The following is a 17802-nucleotide window of genomic DNA, read 5'->3' on the forward strand; positions in this document are numbered from 1 at the left end:
CTCGGGCCATGTTCATTGTGTTCTTTCATTGTAATTTGGCCGCATTTCTGGGTTTGATGCCACGCATGGCATCAAGTTGTTTTGGATTGTTTGTGGATCGGTGTAGTTTATTGAATATTGAGTTTTAAGGCCGAAAGCAGACGCTTGGTAAAATATGCGCAGGCAATGCCGACAGCGATGAAGGCTGGAATTAACCACCATCCCAAAAGATCAGTTGTCCCCTCCGGGCCACCATCAATAATCCCGATGACAAAGGAATTACCGCTACCGTCCGACCAAAGGCCTACAGCGTCTGGTGCGAAAGGTTTATAGAGCGCAAGGAAGACTAAAATTGCAGAAATCATATATCCAAATATAGCAGTCGCATAATAAAGGCCCTTGCTGGCACCTTTTTTGACGCTTTGGATAGCACGGAACCCTTTTGGCGGTGGGCTGCCCGAGAGGATATGATCCACGTATGAGGAGGCAAGGTCACGCGGCGTTCCAAAGCCGTCTAATATAGCGTCAATATCCGCTTTATCGCCCTCTCTATAACCTTGCGCGTCGAGGGCATCATAAATATGGCTTTCTATTTCTTTTATAACCTCGTCACTGTCTGTTTTCTCTAACCGCGCGAGGTAGGTTGATAATGTTGTGAGGTAATCATGAATTTTATCACGCTGTGTCATAAGGTTACCCTCTCTTGCTATCATTATTCTGTGGATTATTCTTCAAAAGGCATTCGATATCCTGAACGGATTTGCGCCATCGGTTTGTTAGGCTTTCAAGCTTATCCGCACCGCTTTCTGTTAATTGATAGTATTTACGTGGGCGTTCATCGCCGTTCTGTTGCCATTCTGCCGTAACAACGCCGTCCCGCTTCAGTCGATCCAGAAGCGGATACAGCGTTCCTTCGGTAATTTTCATGGTATCGAGGGAATGCAAAAGATTAAGAATTTCCAGACCATATAGCCTTCGGTCTTTCAGGGCAGCCAGAACAACAAGCTCGAGCGTGCCCTTTCTTAATTGCACATCCCATTTTGTATCTGTCGTAACTTGGGTTTTCATAACGTATCCTTGCTTTGTAATATACTATGTAGTGCAAGGTATAGTGTTGTACAATAGTGTGATGTGAGTTTTTTTGTTTTCATGAAATCTCGTAAGCGTTTTCGATATTATCGTTATAGAAAAGGCCAGCAGTTTGATTGGCATATGGATGGTGCCTTTATGCGGCCAAATGGAGAGCGCAGCCTTTTTACCTTAATGTTCTATTTGAATGACGGCTTTGAAGGTGGTGATATCACGTTTTGTGATTGGGGTTCACCGTTGCTATTTGACGATTTCGCTATTACGCCGCAGGCTGGCAAGGCGCTTTTATTTTTTCATCCGATAAGTCACAAAGGTGAACCAGTAATATCAGGTGAAAAGTTTGTACTTCGAACTGATGTTATGTATTCAGCGAAAGCTGGCAGTCAGGACCCTTGGCATAGAGCACGATGAAATATACGCGGTAGCAGAGTTTAATCCTCTGCTACCCTCTTGTAGGTACCATCGAACCAATCATCCCAGGTTTCAGTTTCCTTGTTATATTGAAGGAAATGCTGGCGAACGGTTCCATCATCGTTTGGTGTCCAAATGCCTTTTATCTGCGCGTCGGTTTTATTGCCATAGTATGAAATGGTGCCTACGAGTTCCATGGAGCCGTCTTTCATGCCGCCGACCATATCAATCGAATATCCTCTGGCAACCCAGACCTGTCGCCATTTTTCTGTATTGGGGTTATAATAATTTATGCTTTGGCCTGTGGTCCCATTTGCACTTTGCCATTGCTCCAAAAGGGCACAACCATCCTCAATAACCGTAATAGTGTTTACGCCTGCGTTTTGCCCGGTTGATTTAACGGAGACATTCCATTTCCCAAGCCAAAAATCAAAGGCACGGAAATTCTCATCGGCCTCGCATGGGTTTGGCGGTGGTGATTGTTGTGCATAGAGGGCTTGACTGCCTAAAAAGGCAGCGATCACCAACAATAGAATAGTAATGCCAAGCGGTTTCATGATATCTCCCCATCAAAATACCTGTAATAGAACGTAGCCTGCAGGGTAAAATGCCCGCTTGAAAACTATTTGAGACTAATGGTTTCACAGCCGCGATAAATGTGCTTTAAAGTCTCATAAAGTGACTCGTTAGGGTCAAAATCGAATAAAAGATCAAGGGAACTCAACATGGCTGGTAGTGTAAATAAGGTAATTTTGGTTGGAAATCTGGGGCGTGATCCAGAGGTTAGAACCATGCAGGACGGCTCTCCTGTCGTGAATCTGTCGATTGCCACCAGCGATACATGGAAAGATCGAAATACTGGTGAGCGCCGTGAGCGCACAGAGTGGCACCGTGTTGTTATTTTCAATGAGGCGCTGGCTAAGGTCGCGCAAAATTACCTGAAAAAAGGGTCAACTGTGTACTTGGAAGGCGCACTTCAAACCCGCAAATGGACTGATCAGTCAGGCATGGAAAAATACACAACAGAAATCGTTCTACAGCGTTACCGCGGTGAATTAACGATGCTGGGTGGTCGCGGTGGCAATGACGGTGGCTATGGCGGTGATCAGGGCGGCTACGGCGGCGGTAATGATTTTGGTGGATCATCTGGCGGTAACCAGGGCGGCGGCTTTGGTGGTGGAAATCAAGGCGGTGGTCAGTCCGGCGGTTTCGGTGGTGGTAACGACCTTGATGATGAGATTCCATTTTAACTTGTAGCGACAATAGTAATGTTGCGGTTTAGCCAAGATAAACCAATTAAATAATTGTCATCAAACCTATATTGGTAGCCCACGCTTGATAGATAAAGTGTGGGCTATTTTTGTATTTTTTTTCTTTGATGATGATGTGATCTATAATCATAAACAGAGGTAAGTTGTTGTATAGCTAAGTATTTTGCCTTGGGAATTGGTGATATAGGCTTTTTGGGAAACCACGATGAAAAGATTGTTGATAATTTTTACGATAATTTGGTCCATACTACTTCCGGAAGCGAATAGCATACCTAGTAATACTGACAAATTTTTAGTTATTGCCAATCCTTTGGAGCTCAAATTTTTAATGCTTGAAGGTGACTTACCTGAAAATCAAAATAGTGAGGATTTATATGTTGGGGGCGTTTATTCAGCCAAATTCCATATTCAAGAGGTTCTTGATGGTGATTTTCCCCATAAAAGATTAACGGCTAAGATTATAGCTGTACATAAAGGATCGCTGAAGAAAGATAGAGAATATATTCTTCTAATTAATAAAAACGAACACGGAGAATATATAGTTGTAGATTGGCGAGATATTAAGAGGCTTGCTTGTTTATCTAAGGAAACGATTGTTAAAGAAGAAATAGAGGGTTTGTTTGACAACAGCGTTTCATATTTAGAGGACGATTGTTTAGTTTTGCCGCAGTGACTAGAGAATTTTGTGGGACTAAATACGCTAAGATGTTGGTAGCGACTTGATAGAAGGAACAGCATTCTAAGGATTGCATAAGTCTTTAAATGTAATTGTTTGATAGTTAAATAGCTGGCAATATTGGGTATTTCCATGTGGTTTGATGATAAAGTTAATGTGAATTAGTATTTTTATTTTGCGTGGTGAGTATGTAGATTGTTTCATGTTTTGTTATGGGCAAATTTTAGTTCGAAAAACTCTTATTCTACAAAAACATAAAAATCACCACACTGACTAACCCCAACACGACGGCCGTTTACTTCCAGCGTTTTAATAGTTTCATCCCATTCGCTTCCCGGAAACACTCTGCCTTCTATTTGCATCTTCATTGGTCCGTATTTTTCGATTTGTTTGATAAGTTTCTTGGGGATAGATACATTTATGCATTTGCCATCTTCACCCAATAAGTGTCCCATACGAACATGATTGACTTGTGTTACATTCAAAACACCATTGAGATAACAATAACTCGATGAACTGCATTCATCATAGCTCATAAAATTAGTGCTATCGTCTGCTTTCTTTATTTGGCAGTCTGTACAGCATATTATTATCATAACGCGTTGTAAAAAAACTAAAAATCTCAAGTGTGCTGCCTGTTCCTAGTTAATAATTTAAATCTAACTTTCAGTTAAATGATAACCATTCTCTAATTATTTTTGCTCGTGGGTAGTTTAAGTCATACTCTTATGCTGTTCAAGAAAAGCTAGGGTAATAAATGCCATTCAATACTTTGATACGGGTATCTACTTTAATTAATCGTAGACTTAATTTTTCATACTAAATTAAATTATCTAGTCACCTTTCTGAATTAAATAGGCTTGTATCATCCCAACAGATACCCAACTATATTCAATAAGATAAAATGACAGGGAGTGTCTTACGTGAAAATTGGTTTGGTTCTTGGGGGTGGTGCAGGGCTTGGATGGGCGCATATTGGCGCCTTCCGCGTGCTTGAGCATGCTGGAATTCATATCGATGTCGTCGCTGGTACCAGTATAGGCTCTATTGTTGGGGCGTCGATTGCCGCTGGCAAGCTTGATGATCTGGAAGAAATCGCGCGCGATATCACCATCAAGGAAATCCTGATGATGGGTGAGTTCAGTTTCAAGAAAGGCAGCATCCTTGGGGCCGGTAAAATCGAAAAGGAAATGCGCCGTCATTTCGGTAACCACACCATCGAAAGCCTTGATATTCCGTTCGCAGCTATCGCGGCTGATGTATACACGGGTGAGCGCGTTGTTATGGATCAGGGTGATGTGGTGACCGCGATCCGCGCATCATCGGCGGTTCCCGGAGTTTTGCCTCCAGTTGACACCAACCGTATGATGTTAATTGATGGCGGGGTGGTTGACCCTGTGCCGGTAGAGGCTGCGCGTGAACTGGGTGCTGATTTCATCATTGCAGTTGACCTGCAAGCTGATTTTCAGGGTAGGGTGAAAAGTATGGGGTTTGACCCTCTACAGGAAAAACCACGGGCTGCCGCGATGAAAACGGCGCGTGCGGGCCTGTATTTAACACTAAGTACGCTCGGGCGCATACGAAGCGAAGCGGCGAAGGCTGATGTGATTATTGAACCTAAAATCGGTCATATCGAAGCGAGTGATTTCACAAAAGCAAATGAACTGATTGCGCTCGGCGCTCAGGCAATGGACGAGGTCTTGCCTGAGATTGAGATTTTGCTCGAACAACGCTCTATAAAGTTATGATATCATTTTATAAGTTCGCGTTGGATGACGATGCGTTGGATGTCTGACGTACCTTCATAAATTTGGCAAACGCGGACATCACGGTATATCCGTTCCACAGGATATTCGCTTAAGTACCCGTAACCACCAAGGATTTGAATGGCGTCAGAGCAAATGCGTTCTGCTTCTTCGCTAGCGTAGGCTTTTGCCATGCATGCTTCCTTGAGGCAGGGGATACCTGCATCTTTCTTCGCCGCCGCGTCCAACACCATTAATTCAGCGGCATGAAGTTTGATCGCCATGTCTGAAAGGCGAAATCCAACTGCCTGATGATTGATGATTTCCTTGCCAAAGGTCTTGCGTTCCTTGGCGTAAGCAAGCGCGTATTCATACGCGGCCTTCGCCATACCAACCGCCTGTGCGGCAATCCCGATACGGCCTGTTTCCAAATTGGCGAGGGCGATTTTATATCCACCCCCTTCTTCACCCAAAAGAAGGTCTGTCGAAATTTCCATGTCTTCAAAAACGATCTGACAGGTATCAGATGATTTCTGACCAAGTTTGTGTTCAACGCTTGCGACCTTATAACCCGGCGTGTCCGTCGGTACCAAAAACGCAGAGATACCGCGTTTGCCAGCGCTTGGGTCCGTAACCGCAAAAACAATAGCCACGCCGCCAATTTTACCGGATGTAATGAACTGCTTAGTGCCGTTCAGTTTCCAGCCGCTGTTCGTGCGCTCCGCCTTGGTGGCTAACATAGAGGCGTCAGAACCCGCTTGCGGTTCTGTAAGGCAGAAAGCGCCAATCATTTCACCCTTGGCGAGCGGTTTTAGAAAGCGTTCTTTTTGTGCGTCTGTGCCATTCTGAAGAATAGCGGCGCAAACCGGCGCATTATTCACACTCATCAGGGTCGAAAGACCGCCATCACCTGCAGCAATTTCAATTAGCGCAAGTGCATAGGAAACATAATCGGTTTCCGCGCCGTCCCATTCTTCTGGAACCGTCATGCCCATTAAGCCAAGTGCCCCCATTTCCTGTAGGAAGTCAGCAGGAATTTCCCCTGCTTTTTCCCATGAGGCGGCGTTTGGTTTGATTTGGCCTTCTGCGAAAGAGCGGGCCATATCCTGAACCATTCTTTGTTCTTCGCTTAACTGCATAACGTGCTCCAGATTGATCTGTATGGTTGCGTGCTGATTAATGAACTTCTAAGGCAAGCGCTGTTGCCTCGCCGCCGCCGATGCACAGGCTAGCGACACCGCGCTTTAGGCCGCGTTTTTTAAGGGCATTAATTAGCGTCACACAGATACGGGCACCAGACGCACCAATCGGGTGGCCAAGTGCACATGCACCGCCGTTTACATTGACTTTGTCATGATCGAGGCCAAGTTCCTGCATGGCTGCCATTGGAACAACAGCGAAGGCTTCGTTAAGCTCAAATAGGTCAACATCATCCTTGGTCCAGCCAGCTTTGTCCAAAACCTTTTCAACGGCCTTCACGGGCGCAGTTGTGAACCACTCTGGCTCGTGTGCGTGATTTGAATGCGCTTTTACGGTTGCAAGTGGTGTCAGACCGCGTTTTTCGGCTTCTGAAGCGCGCATCATTACAACTGCAGCAGCACCATCCGAAATAGAGCTAGCATTTGCGGCAGTTACTGTGCCGTCTTTCTTAAAGGCAGGGCGAAGGCCAGGGATTTTATCAAGGCGTGCTTTGCCTGGTTGCTCATCGATCCTGATTTCAGTGTCGCCACGGCGTGATTTTACGGTTACTGGTACGACTTCACCTTCGAAATCACCATTTTCGATCGCGCGCTGCGCACGCTTCAGCGATTCAATCGCATATGCGTCCTGTGCTTCACGGGTAAACTGATAATGTTCGGCACATTTCTCTGCAAATACACCCATTGGCTCGCCAGCGTAGGCGTCTGTAAGGCCATCAAGTGCCATATGGTCAAGGACCTGCATGCTACCGTATTTCGTGCCTGTACGGCTTGTTGGCATAATGTGCGGCGCGAGCGACATGCTTTCCATACCGCCGGCCACAATAACATCGCCAGACCCCGCAACGAGCGCATCATGCGCTTGCATCATCGCCTTCATGCCAGAACCACACATTTTATTAATCGTAACGGCGCCTGTCGCATCTGGAATACCAGCTTTCTTGCTAGCCTGACGGGCAGGGGCCTGACTTTGGCCAGCAGGTAAGACACAGCCCATGATCGTTTCGTCGATGCTTTCGCCGTCAACACCAGCACTATCAAGCGCCCCTTTAATCGCTGTTGCACCCAAATCAGAAGCAACTGTTGTAGAGAGGTCACCCAAGAGGCCGCCCATTGGGGTGCGTGCCATACCGACGATAACAATAGGATCTTTAGACATGAACTGTCTCCTTTTCATAAAATATGATAGAATCTATCCAGTTTTGGCGACAATTTGGCAAAATTCCCAGAATAAGCAAGTGTTAAATAGCCGCATATCGTTGACGATCATGTGTTGTCCCGCTTATACAGTCGGCAGATTATCTGATTGGCTGATCCTGAACTATTTTGCTGGAGTGAAAAAATGACAACTCGAATTGGTTTCTATTTGTTCGTTGGCTTGATACTTGGGGCAGTTATTGGAAACTGGTTACCCTATACAGCCAGTTTGGAAACGATAGCTGGCGGTATTATTGCAGTTATTATTGGTATCGTGATCGACCGTTTATCACCAGAAAATCGTGATGATATTGACGATAGAGGCGATACTGACAAAACAGAGTAAAAGCTTTTCGACTACTCAGCAGCAACCTGATCAGCTTTGCTCATTTCCAGCCGCTTCGCGCGTTCTTTGATCATTTCGCTTGTTAACCGACTGCCATCGGGGGTCCAGCCTGGAGGGGCAATCAGAAACATGATTTTGTTTTTGATACCTTTGGCTGCCCACATATCCTTAAAAATACCGACCCATTCATGTACGGCAACACGAAGCGGGTTAAAGGTGCCAAGGTCGGATACTAGACCATAGCGACAAGGCTCGGCTTTATCTTCGGGAACGAAACTCCCGAAAACTCTGTCCCACACCATCAGGACACCAGCATAATTCGCATCCAGATATTGTGGGTTGTTTGAATGATGAACGCGGTGATGGCTGGGGGTATTGAAAAGATATTCGAACCAGCGAGGGCATTTATCAATGGCTTCTGTATGAATCCAGAATTGATAAATCAGGTTTAATCCAGCGACAAAGGCAACAATTAACGGATCGATCCCAAGGATGAAAATAGGTAGCTTAAACAATATCCCCGGTGTCAGGCTTCCTGTCCATGTCTGTCTGAGGGCTGTACTGAGGTTATAATGTTGGCTCGAATGATGGATCACATGCGCGGCCCACATCCAGCGCATCCTGTGCCCCATCCGGTGGATCCAGTAATAGGCGAGGTCATCAAGAACGAAGGCTACTACAAAAACCCACCACGCGTATCCCCAGTCAAAAAGTCTAAAACTATCCCAGACCCAATAAACGAAAGCGAAAGTAAATGTGGCACTAAGGGCGCCAGCTATCGTACTGCCCGTTCCCATTATCAAAGATGTAAGGGTATCTTTCGCTTCAAAGCGGGCTTTGCCAGTGCGCCAGCCGTATATCAATTCAATGAGCATTAGCACAATGAATAATGGCACTGCTAGTTCGGTTGGTTTTGGCAAATCAATTGGCATTTATCTTTACCTTTGATGCAGTTAGCTCTGACGCTTCTAAATAGTTTTTAAGGCCCGAGTGATCGTCTTCTGATAAATTAAGGTCCATATGTGGCATGGTGAAATCATTAAAGTCAAATCGGAATTTATGGTCTTCAATGCCAATTCCTAACACATCTTCGAGAGCGAAAAGTTTCGTAACGGATTTATCGCCCATGATTTCAACGACACCAAAACCATCCAGGTACGAGGCAGGCAAGATAATCGCTGATTTTTGATCTTTGCTCAAAAAAATGTCTTTCAATGCCGTTTCCGGGTAGCATCGAACAAAATTATCCTGAGCGCGTTTTGCATCAAGCTTTTCGTCTGTGGGGAATAGCCAACGCACCAATATATAAATAAAAAGCACTCCTAGAAGTGATTGCAGTAATTGCATCAGTGCTGGATCCATAGCGATTTTTATCTCTGAGTAAGAGTTAAAGTTTCAATATCAAATTCTTGATAAAAATATGTCATACTTTATCGTTAGAAGAAACCTATAAGACTTTGCAGCCAAATTTAACAATAGAGTATTGATCATGTTCAAGAATATATGCGTTCTAATATTGATGGTTGTCTATAACGGGGACATAATGCCATTGAATGCACAGGATGATACACCCATTGTTATCGCGCATCGCGGCGCAAGCGGATATTTGCCAGAGCATACGTTAGCGGCCTATCGTTTAGGAATGGAGCAGGGCGCCGATTATATTGAACCAGATTTAGTGTTGACTAAAGACGGTCATCTTGTTGCGCGTCACGATATTTATTTGTCAACAACAACAGACATCAAGGATCATCCTGAATTTGCAGATAGAAAGCGTAGCTTTAACGGCAAAGAGGATTGGTATGTGTTTGATTTTACGCTGAAGGAACTAAAGACCTTATATGCAAAACAACCGTTTGCATCCCGTGATCAATCCCACAATCAAGCGCACCGCATCCCAACATTTGATGAAATTCTGTCATTAGTTAACGACTATAATCAAGCCCATGATACAGTGATTGGCCTTTATCCAGAAATGAAACAACCTGAAGTGTTTATCAATGAAGGCCAAGATCCAACGGATAAACTACTTACCATTTTTGAGGCGATGGATGTTGCCGATATTCCATTTTACTTTCAGTGTTTTGACCCGAATTTCATCGTTCAGTTGCGACCAAAAACCAAGGCTCAACTCATCATGCTTATGTATGAGGTTAAAGACGAAGTGAATGGTGGTATGAAACAAAATATACCGTTTGCTCTGGTGCAAAACAGTATCGACGGTATCGGTATCAGTAAAGGTTTACTGGTGGATGATGAAGGGCGACCAACGCCAATTGTCAAAACAGCCCATAATCTGGGGTTGAAAGTCCATGTGTGGACTATTCGTGATGACATGATTCCAAAGGGGTTTGTGAATAGTGCGCAGGAAATGAAGGCGATCTTTAATATGGGCGTCGACGGGGTCTTCGCTGACTTCCCTGATACAGCGAGAGCGGTTGTAAATACATTTACTCTAGCGGAAAAGGTGACAGGACTTGAGTAATTTTTTGAAAGGGTTTTTGACAGCGATTGCCTTTGTCATTGTTCTACGAATATCGGTGCAACTGCTGTTCATAGCTGTTGACCTATGAAAAAGGCGGCTTAAACGCCGCCATGATCAGAATATAATTGAACGCAAAAGTATAAGTTCAATATTAAATATTCAGTGGATTATCATCTGACTTGAAACTCAGATAGTTAACAACACGGTTGATGAAGTCACCCAGTTTCACCATAATGTCTTTAACATCTTCTTGTGGCTTGTCCATGATAACGGTGAGAACCAACTGAACCAACGCAAGCGTCAAGCAAACCCACATTGCAAGTGAGGCAAGAGAACCCAGCAAAATCATCCAAAACGTACGTGTTAGGATGTTGCTCCAGTCTTTCTCTTTAAGATCGTTTAATTTGATTGTCTCACTTTCATTAAAGGCGTTTGATTTTGTCTCTTCGGTTTGTTTTGAGAAGTCACTATTCTCTGTTGTTGTACTTTCCATGGTCTCCACCTTTTCCTCTGGTTTCGCTGTCTTTTCGGCGGTTGTTTTTGTTTTTTTGGTTGTTGTCGTTGACTTTTTAGTCGCTGTTTTAGCCGATGTGGCTTTCGCAGCAGGCTTTTTACGGGTTGTCGTTTTCTTTGCCGTGCTGCTTTGTGTGGTTTTTTTGGCTGCCGATTTACGCGGCGCTGCTTTTTTAGTAGTGGACTTAGCGGTCACTTTTTTTTCAGTTCCCGCTTGATCTGTAGTACTATTTTCTTTTTGAGTTTCCTCGCTCATATTTCACCTTTAATCGGATCGTCTTTAACCATAGTTGGGGATTAATGGAACAGGTTCAAGATATATACAGGAATATTCAGTGTTTTGCAGCATTGGGGCTGCTTTTTCCCTGTTGTTTTGATTATTTTTTCCAGGACGGCTTGTCGGTCAGCATTGGTGTTATTGCATCAGCAGGAAGTGGCGGAGAATAATAGTAACCCTGACCATAATCAAAATTCATTCCGCGAAGCATGGCAAGATGCTCTGGATCCTCTAGTCCTTCAGCGACTGTTTCAAGTCCAAGGTTATGAGCAAGCATACCAATCATCTGTAGAATTTTATAAGGGTCGTTATCCCATTCGAGTTTGTTAATGAAGCTTCTATCGATCTTAATAACATCAAGTGGGAACTGGTGAAGGTAATTCAGCGAAGAATATCCCGTTCCAAAGTCATCAAGGGCGATCTTGATGCCGCGATCCCTGATAAACTGAAGACTTTCAGATATCACTGTTGGATTGGCCATAATCGCTGATTCAGTAAGTTCAATTCGGAGCATATCACCATTAATTTTATGATGGTCCAATGTGTTGGCAACAACGGTTTTGACGTCATCGCGGGCAAACTGCACACCTGAAACATTCACATTTATCGGTACAGCCACATCAGCCCAATTGTTGATCTGACAACAAGCCTCATCCAGTGCCCAACGCCCAAGATCAACAATGAGGTTTGTTTCCTCGGCGAGTGCAATAAATTCAACTGGGGATACAAAGCCGCGATCTTTGTGGTTCCAGCGCGTCAATGCCTCCAAAGCGACAATATCGCCAGTTTTAAAATCCACAATCGGTTGATAATATAATTCCAGGTCCCTGCGCTCAAGCGCACGTCTTAATTCTGTTTCCAAATGGAACTGTGAACGTGCCTTATGGTGGGACGCACGATGATATATTTCAGAGCGTGCTTTACCTGCCGACTTCGCCTGATGCATGGCAAAGTCTGCGTCGCGGATCAGGTCTTCAGGGTGACCGTCGCTCGAAAGCGTAGTTGTTATGCCGATGGAAACAGAGGTGTAGATTTCATTTCCATCTAAATCATAAGGCGCTTTGATCGCATCGTGAATAGTGTCGCTGATTGCTTTTATTTCGTCCAAGCTCTCGAAGGAGGGGACGAGAATTGCAAATTCATCACCTGATAGTCGCGCCAAGATATCAGAGCCACTTATGCAACGACGCAGTGTTGAGGCCATCGCGATCAGGAACCGATCCCCAGCGCTGTGGCCAAAGCTTTCATTAACTTGCTGAAAGCGGTCGATATTGATGATGAAGACAGCACAGCCAACGATTGCTTCGTTTCGTTCGCACTCATTCACCGCGTCTTCCAATTTGTTTCTGAAGAGAACACGATTTGGTTGACCCGTTAGCGAATCATGAAAGGCATGATGGAGTAGGTTTTTCTCTGCCATTTTTTCGGCAGTTTGATCCTCAATCGTACAGATCACCTGATGAATGCGGCCATTTTTTCCGGATAGAGGAATCAGTTGACTTGATAGGAAATGGGTAGCACCCTTTAATGTAATTCGCCATTCGAACGAGCCGTGTTTACCAGTTTCAAATGTATCGTGAATTTGATTGCACAAGACATAATTGTCTTCGTGCGGCCATAAGGTTTGAATACTGAGTGGAAATTGTTTTTTATTATCAGGGAGTTCGAAAATTTCGGCTGCAAAGCTGTTCAAATAGTGGGCTTCGATGGCATTCGCGTTATTAAGCGAACATACAAGAATACCAACGGGTAATTTTTCCGTAATTATTGAAGTGTCAATAAAGTTCGTATTTTCGTCTGTCAGGTTACTTTGACCAAACGCTTTATCAATCAGCGCAACTTTTGCATCGGTAGCTTCCACCACTAGACTCCAGCCCAATCAGAAAAGTGATTGATGTTTGTTTTTATCAGTTGCTAGCAGAAGAACATCTGGGAGTAAATTTTTAGTAAAACAAATTCGATTTTATTTTGTTATTTTCAATAAGCGTCCGATTTAAAGGGTAACCGACATAAAAAAAGGGAAGGCAAAAGCCTTCCCTGAAGGTTAACTGCTCACCGGGACGGGTTGGTAAGCAGTGAAACTTTAAATTAACTACATCCGCTCGTTGAGCCGCAGGTATCACACTTCATACATGTACCATTACGTACAAGGGTGAAGTTGCCGCATTCGCCGCAGGCATCTCCTTCATAGCCTTTCATGCGTGCTGCAATGCGTGCATCCGGCGTTGCTTCGGTTGCACCATTGGCCATTGCGGAACCCATGGAAACAGAAGTGGTTGGGCCATCAGTGCCTGTAGCAACAGCTACGGTTTCAAGCTCTTTGTCACTTTCCTTTGGTTTCTGGTCGCTTGTTGATTTCAGCACAACAAGGTTACTGCCCCTTACATAGCCGGATGAAGCCATTTTCTGAACGCGCTCTAGGGCTTCGCTTACGCTATCGTCCATTTCAGGAAGGCCGTCTTTGCGGTCACCACGCCCCATGCTGTCATGCATCAAATCTGATGGTGTAGCGTGCGCGAGGTCATCACGGCCAAGATAGGAGATCGCAAGTTCACGGAAAATATAATCGAGAAGCGAAGTTGACATTTTAATTGTGTCGTTACCTTCAACGCGGCCAAATGGCTCGAAGCGAGTGAAGGTGAAGGCATCAACAAACTCTTCCAAAGGAACGCCGTACTGGAGGCCGATTGAGATTGCGATTGCAAAATTATTCATTAACGAGCGGAAAGCAGCGCCTTCTTTGTGCATATCAATGAAAATCTCGCCAACAGAACCATCGTCATATTCACCTGTACGTAAATAAACTTTGTGTCCGCCAACCATCGCCTTCTGTGTATAGCCTTTCCGGCGCTCAGGAAGGCGTTTGCGCTTGGCAGGGCCATCGCGCTCTACCTCAACGATTTTCTCTACAATACGTTCCGCAATAACAGCAGTTTTTTCGGTTGTTGTCGCGTCCTCGAGTGCCTCCTCCAGGTCTTCATCATCCAGTAGAGCAGCATTCAGAGGCTGGCTAAGTTTTGAGCCATCACGGTACAGGGCGTTAGCCTTTAGTGCTAATGACCAGCTAAGCTCATAAGCTGCCATGCAATCATCAACCGAAGCATCGTTTGGCATGTTAATGGTTTTTGAGATTGCGCCAGAGATAAACGGTTGAGCAGCCGCCATCATACGGATATGGCTTTCCCAGCTCAGGTAACGCTTGCCAACTTTACCGCATGGGTTAGCGCAATCAAAGACATGATAATGCTCTTCCTTCAGGTGCGGTGCTTGCTCCAACGTCATCGAACCTGAGCAATAAAGATTTGCTTCGTCGATTTCTTTTTTAGAGAAACCAAGGGCTGCAAGCATATCAAAGTTAAAATCATTCAGCTGATCATCATTGAAGCCGAGCGTTTCCTTGCAGAAATCAGTACCCAGTGTCCACTGATTGAATACAAATTTAATATCAAATGCGTTTTTCAGCTGTTCCTCAAGGGCATCCAGTTCTTTTGATGTAAAGCCTTTTGCTTTCAGGCTTTCATGATTAATCACTGGCGCTGATTTAAGTGTGCCATGACCAACTGCATATGCTTCGATATCTTGAATTTCCGCACCGCTATATCCAAGCACCGAAAGAGCCTGTGGAACAATCCGGTTGATGATCTTAAAATATCCACCACCAGCAAGTTTCTTGAATTTCACGAGTGCAAAATCGGGTTCGATACCTGTTGTATCACAGTCCATTACGAGGCCGATTGTGCCAGTCGGCGCAATTACAGTTGCCTGAGCGTTTCGGAAACCGTGTTTTTCACCGAGACCAAGCGCGCGGTCCCAGGCAAGGGCTGCGGCTACAGCAACAGGCTGATCAGGACAAGCTTCGATATTCAGTGGAACAGGGTTGGTATTCAGGCCGTCATAGCCGTCTTTTTGACCGTATGCCGCTCGGCGGTGATTTTTAATGACACGAAGCATGTGCTTCGCGTTTTTCTTGTAACCCGGGAAAGCACCAAGCTCGCGCGCCATTTCAGCAGACGTTGCGTAGCTTTCACCTGTCATAAGGGCTGTGATCGCCCCGCAAAGCTCGCGGCCGTCTTCACTGTCATAGCCAAGCCCAAGGCTCATCAACAGGCCGCCAATGTTGGCATAGCCAAGACCAAGGGTGCGATACTCATATGACAATTTTGCAATTTCTTTCGATGGGAACTGCGCCATCAAAACAGAGATTTCGAGAACCATTGTCCAGAGGCGGACACCATGCTTGAAATCATCAACCTTGAATGTGCCATCCTCGTTACGGAAGGTCATCAGGTTAAGAGAGGCAAGGTTACAAGCGGTATCATCAAGGAACATATATTCTGAGCAGGGGTTAGATGCCCGGATGTCACCTGACGCTTTACAAGTGTGCCAATCATTGATCGTTGTGTGGAATTGAATTCCTGGGTCCGCACAAGCCCATGCGGCATGACCTACATCGCGCCAGAACTCTTTCGCATCCAGTGTTTTGGTAACACCACCATTCTTTCGAGCGCGTAAATTCCAGTCACCACCTTCTTCAACCGCTTTCATAAAGTCGTCGCTTACACGGATGGAATTATTGGAGTTTTGCCCTGACACGGTTAGGTAAGCTTCAGAGTCCCAATCCGTATTGTACGTTTGGAAATCTATTGAAGTATATCCTTGCTTCGCAAATTGAATGACGCGCTGAATATAGTTTTCAGACAGCATCATTTTGCGTGCAGCAATGATTTCTTTTTTCAGCGGCTTGTTTGCCTTTGGGTTGAATGCGTCTTCGCCGAGCGATGCTTTCTCGTCGTGACACGCTTTCATGATCCGATTTAGATGGATTTCGTTTAATTTAGAGCCTGAGACCAGTGAGGCCACTTTTTGTTCTTCAACAACTTTCCAGTTGATAAACTCTTCCACATCAGGGTGGTCGATATCAACCACTACCATTTTGGCGGCGCGGCGTGTTGTCCCCCCTGATTTAATGGCACCGGCAGCTCGGTCACCAATCTTGAGGAAACTCATAAGACCGGAAGATGCACCGCCGCCCGAGAGCGCTTCACCTGAACCGCGGATATTTGAAAAGTTGGAGCCGGTTCCTGAGCCATATTTGAAAAGACGCGCTTCACGGGTCCAAAGGTCCATGATGCCGCCTTCATTAACAAGGTCATCAGCAACGGACTGAATGAAGCAAGCGTGAGGTTGTGGGTGCTCATACGCACTTTTTGACTTTACCAATTTGCCAGTTTGGAAGTCAACATAGTGGTGCCCCTGAGCCGGGCCATCGATTCCATATGCCCAGTGAAGACCCGTGTTAAACCATTGCGGCGAATTGGGTGCACACATTTGGTTCGCAAGCATGAAGCGAAGCTCATCAAAAAATGCACGTGCGTCAGATTCTGCGTCGAAATAGCCGCCACGCCATCCCCAATATGTCCATGTACCTGCCAGGCGATCAAAAACCTGTTTAGCGCTTTTTTCAGAGCTGAAACGTTTGTCTTCATCAACAGACGAAAGCGCATCTTCATCTGCTTCCTTGCGCCAAAGCCAGGAAGGAACATCATTTTCTTCTACAGTTTTAAGGGACTGCGGGACGCCTGCTTTGCGGAAGTATTTTTGGGCGATTACATCTGTTGCTACTTGTGACCAGCTTTTCGGAACTTCCACATTATCCATATGGAAAACGATCGAGCCGTCTGGATTTCTTATTTCGCTGGTAGCATGCCGCCATTCCATTCCTTCGTATGGACATTTACTTTCTTGTGTGAAACGGCGATCTATTTTCATGTGTTGCCCCTAAGTATGACGATTTCCCTCAAGCATCGAAGCATTTATACTCAGTACACGAATACTATATTTAGTGATTGTTGCTTCGAACGGCACAACTCTATGTGGCGAAATCTTGTTCAGCAAGCTCATTTTTAAACAAAGTATATTTGACAGTTAATGTAATTTCTCAAGATTTAATCACGAATCGTGGGCGAACAATGAGTCGTCATTTTTTTGTCATTTTAACTATTTTTTTTCATTCAAAATTTAAAAAACGACAAGAGTTGAAATCTGGCGATTTCGGAAATGAGATTGAATAGAATCACTTTTATGTGAGAGGCCAAACATAATATTCTGCTGAGCAAAATTCGCTGAAAAATTGCTTATTTTCTTTTACTTCTCAGGTAATCATGCTAGGTCTCCTGCCAGATAAATATGAATACATGACACGGATTAACCTGTATGTTGAATTTGATAATGAAAATCTTTTCGTCACCAATATTTACTTGGTGGAATTCCGCAACGTTCGGCACCAAACTTTTTACAAGCCGCAAAGGTATTAAGGTTGGCGAAGACAGTCAGGGTAATATTTACTATAAACAAAAAGACGGCCATCGCAGATGGGTGATCTATAAAAACGGTCCTGTCGAAGCGTCACGCGTGCCTGCAGAATGGCATGGTTGGTTACATTACACAGTTGATGAACTTCCAAGTGAAAGCAATCAGGTTATCAAAGACTGGGAAAAAGATCATATCCCGAATATGACCGGATCTGATGCTGCTTACCTTCCTTCTGGTAGCTTGAGCATGGGCGGTAAACGCGCTGCCAGCTCATCTGATTATGAGCCGTGGACGCCATAGTT

18 protein-coding genes are annotated in these 17802 nt (G+C 44.9%); 7 read left to right on the plus strand and 11 right to left on the minus strand.

Translation table 11 applies throughout. The features are described from left to right. Positions 1–107: 107 nt before the first annotated feature. A complete protein-coding gene (locus tag KFF44_RS08180; RefSeq protein ID WP_255933251.1) occupies positions 108–668 on the minus strand; it encodes a hypothetical protein in 561 nt (186 codons plus the stop codon). A 4-nt stretch (positions 669–672) separates the two neighbouring features. Further along, complete coding sequence (locus KFF44_RS08185; protein ID WP_255933253.1) at positions 673–1047, minus strand: PadR family transcriptional regulator; 375 nt, start codon at positions 1045–1047, stop codon at positions 673–675. 81 nt (positions 1048–1128) lie between these two features. On the opposite strand from KFF44_RS08185, the gene KFF44_RS08190 reads away from it, so the two are divergent. After that, positions 1129–1479: a 2OG-Fe(II) oxygenase gene (locus tag KFF44_RS08190; protein WP_255933255.1), complete on the plus strand. Its 351-nt coding sequence runs from the start codon at positions 1129–1131 to the stop codon at positions 1477–1479. A 20-nt stretch (positions 1480–1499) separates the two neighbouring features. Here the strand turns inward: KFF44_RS08190 and KFF44_RS08195 are convergent, their stop codons facing one another. Next, positions 1500–2036, minus strand: coding sequence for a hypothetical protein (locus KFF44_RS08195; protein ID WP_255933256.1), 537 nt, complete (start codon positions 2034–2036; stop codon positions 1500–1502). A 168-nt stretch (positions 2037–2204) separates the two neighbouring features. Between KFF44_RS08195 and ssb the strand changes: the two genes are divergently transcribed. Both ssb and KFF44_RS08205 read left to right on the plus strand, forming a co-directional pair. Continuing rightward, positions 2205–2729: a single-stranded DNA-binding protein gene (ssb, locus tag KFF44_RS08200; protein ID WP_255933257.1), complete on the plus strand. Its 525-nt coding sequence runs from the start codon at positions 2205–2207 to the stop codon at positions 2727–2729. Between the two features lie 226 nt (positions 2730–2955). Next, positions 2956–3423, plus strand: a complete 468-nt coding sequence (locus tag KFF44_RS08205) for a hypothetical protein (RefSeq protein WP_255933258.1) — start codon at positions 2956–2958, stop codon at positions 3421–3423. A gap of 242 nt (positions 3424–3665) precedes the next feature. Here the strand turns inward: KFF44_RS08205 and KFF44_RS08210 are convergent, their stop codons facing one another. After that, positions 3666–4052 carry a hypothetical protein gene (locus KFF44_RS08210; protein WP_255933260.1) on the minus strand — a complete coding sequence of 129 codons (387 nt, stop codon included), beginning with the start codon at positions 4050–4052 and terminating at the stop codon, positions 3666–3668. A 297-nt stretch (positions 4053–4349) separates the two neighbouring features. Between KFF44_RS08210 and KFF44_RS08215 the strand changes: the two genes are divergently transcribed. Next, positions 4350–5174 carry a patatin-like phospholipase family protein gene (locus KFF44_RS08215; RefSeq protein WP_255933261.1) on the plus strand — a complete coding sequence of 275 codons (825 nt, stop codon included), beginning with the start codon at positions 4350–4352 and terminating at the stop codon, positions 5172–5174. Between the two features lie 2 nt (positions 5175–5176). On the opposite strand, the gene KFF44_RS08220 is transcribed toward KFF44_RS08215, so the two are convergent. After that, entirely contained in the window at positions 5177–6310 is a 1134-nt protein-coding gene (locus KFF44_RS08220; RefSeq protein ID WP_255933263.1) for an acyl-CoA dehydrogenase family protein, read from the minus strand. Between the two features lie 37 nt (positions 6311–6347). Then, positions 6348–7529: an acetyl-CoA C-acyltransferase gene (locus KFF44_RS08225; protein ID WP_255933265.1), complete on the minus strand. Its 1182-nt coding sequence runs from the start codon at positions 7527–7529 to the stop codon at positions 6348–6350. 183 nt (positions 7530–7712) lie between these two features. Here KFF44_RS08225 and KFF44_RS08230 point away from each other — a divergent pair, with 183 nt between their 5' ends. Continuing rightward, complete coding sequence (locus KFF44_RS08230; RefSeq protein WP_255933267.1) at positions 7713–7913, plus strand: hypothetical protein; 201 nt, start codon at positions 7713–7715, stop codon at positions 7911–7913. A gap of 11 nt (positions 7914–7924) precedes the next feature. Here the strand turns inward: KFF44_RS08230 and KFF44_RS08235 are convergent, their stop codons facing one another. After that, a complete protein-coding gene (locus tag KFF44_RS08235; RefSeq protein WP_255933268.1) occupies positions 7925–8845 on the minus strand; it encodes a sterol desaturase family protein in 921 nt (306 codons plus the stop codon). Beyond that, positions 8835–9275 (minus strand): hypothetical protein, encoded by a 441-nt coding sequence (locus KFF44_RS08240; protein WP_255933269.1) that lies wholly within the window; start codon positions 9273–9275, stop codon positions 8835–8837. Before KFF44_RS08240 ends, KFF44_RS08235 begins: the two co-directional genes overlap by 11 nt. 181 nt (positions 9276–9456) lie before the next feature. Between KFF44_RS08240 and KFF44_RS08245 the strand changes: the two genes are divergently transcribed. Then, positions 9457–10398 carry a glycerophosphodiester phosphodiesterase family protein gene (locus KFF44_RS08245; RefSeq protein ID WP_255933270.1) on the plus strand — a complete coding sequence of 314 codons (942 nt, stop codon included), beginning with the start codon at positions 9457–9459 and terminating at the stop codon, positions 10396–10398. Positions 10399–10549: 151 nt separating this feature from the next. Here the strand turns inward: KFF44_RS08245 and KFF44_RS08250 are convergent, their stop codons facing one another. From KFF44_RS08250 to KFF44_RS08260, 3 genes are all read right to left on the minus strand, one after another. Beyond that, positions 10550–11167 carry a DUF4389 domain-containing protein gene (locus KFF44_RS08250; protein ID WP_255933272.1) on the minus strand — a complete coding sequence of 206 codons (618 nt, stop codon included), beginning with the start codon at positions 11165–11167 and terminating at the stop codon, positions 10550–10552. Positions 11168–11288: 121 nt separating this feature from the next. Then, a complete protein-coding gene (locus tag KFF44_RS08255) occupies positions 11289–13049 on the minus strand; it encodes a bifunctional diguanylate cyclase/phosphodiesterase (protein ID WP_255933274.1) in 1761 nt (586 codons plus the stop codon). Positions 13050–13276: 227 nt separating this feature from the next. Next, complete coding sequence (locus KFF44_RS08260; RefSeq protein WP_255933276.1) at positions 13277–16957, minus strand: vitamin B12-dependent ribonucleotide reductase; 3681 nt, start codon at positions 16955–16957, stop codon at positions 13277–13279. Between the two features lie 459 nt (positions 16958–17416). On the opposite strand from KFF44_RS08260, the gene KFF44_RS08265 reads away from it, so the two are divergent. Further along, a complete protein-coding gene (locus tag KFF44_RS08265; protein WP_370691155.1) occupies positions 17417–17800 on the plus strand; it encodes an NADH:ubiquinone oxidoreductase subunit NDUFA12 in 384 nt (127 codons plus the stop codon). Positions 17801–17802 lie beyond the last annotated feature (2 nt).

The organism is Kordiimonas sp. SCSIO 12610, from assembly GCF_024398015.1.
GTDB lineage: Bacteria > Pseudomonadota > Alphaproteobacteria > Sphingomonadales > Kordiimonadaceae > CANLMI01.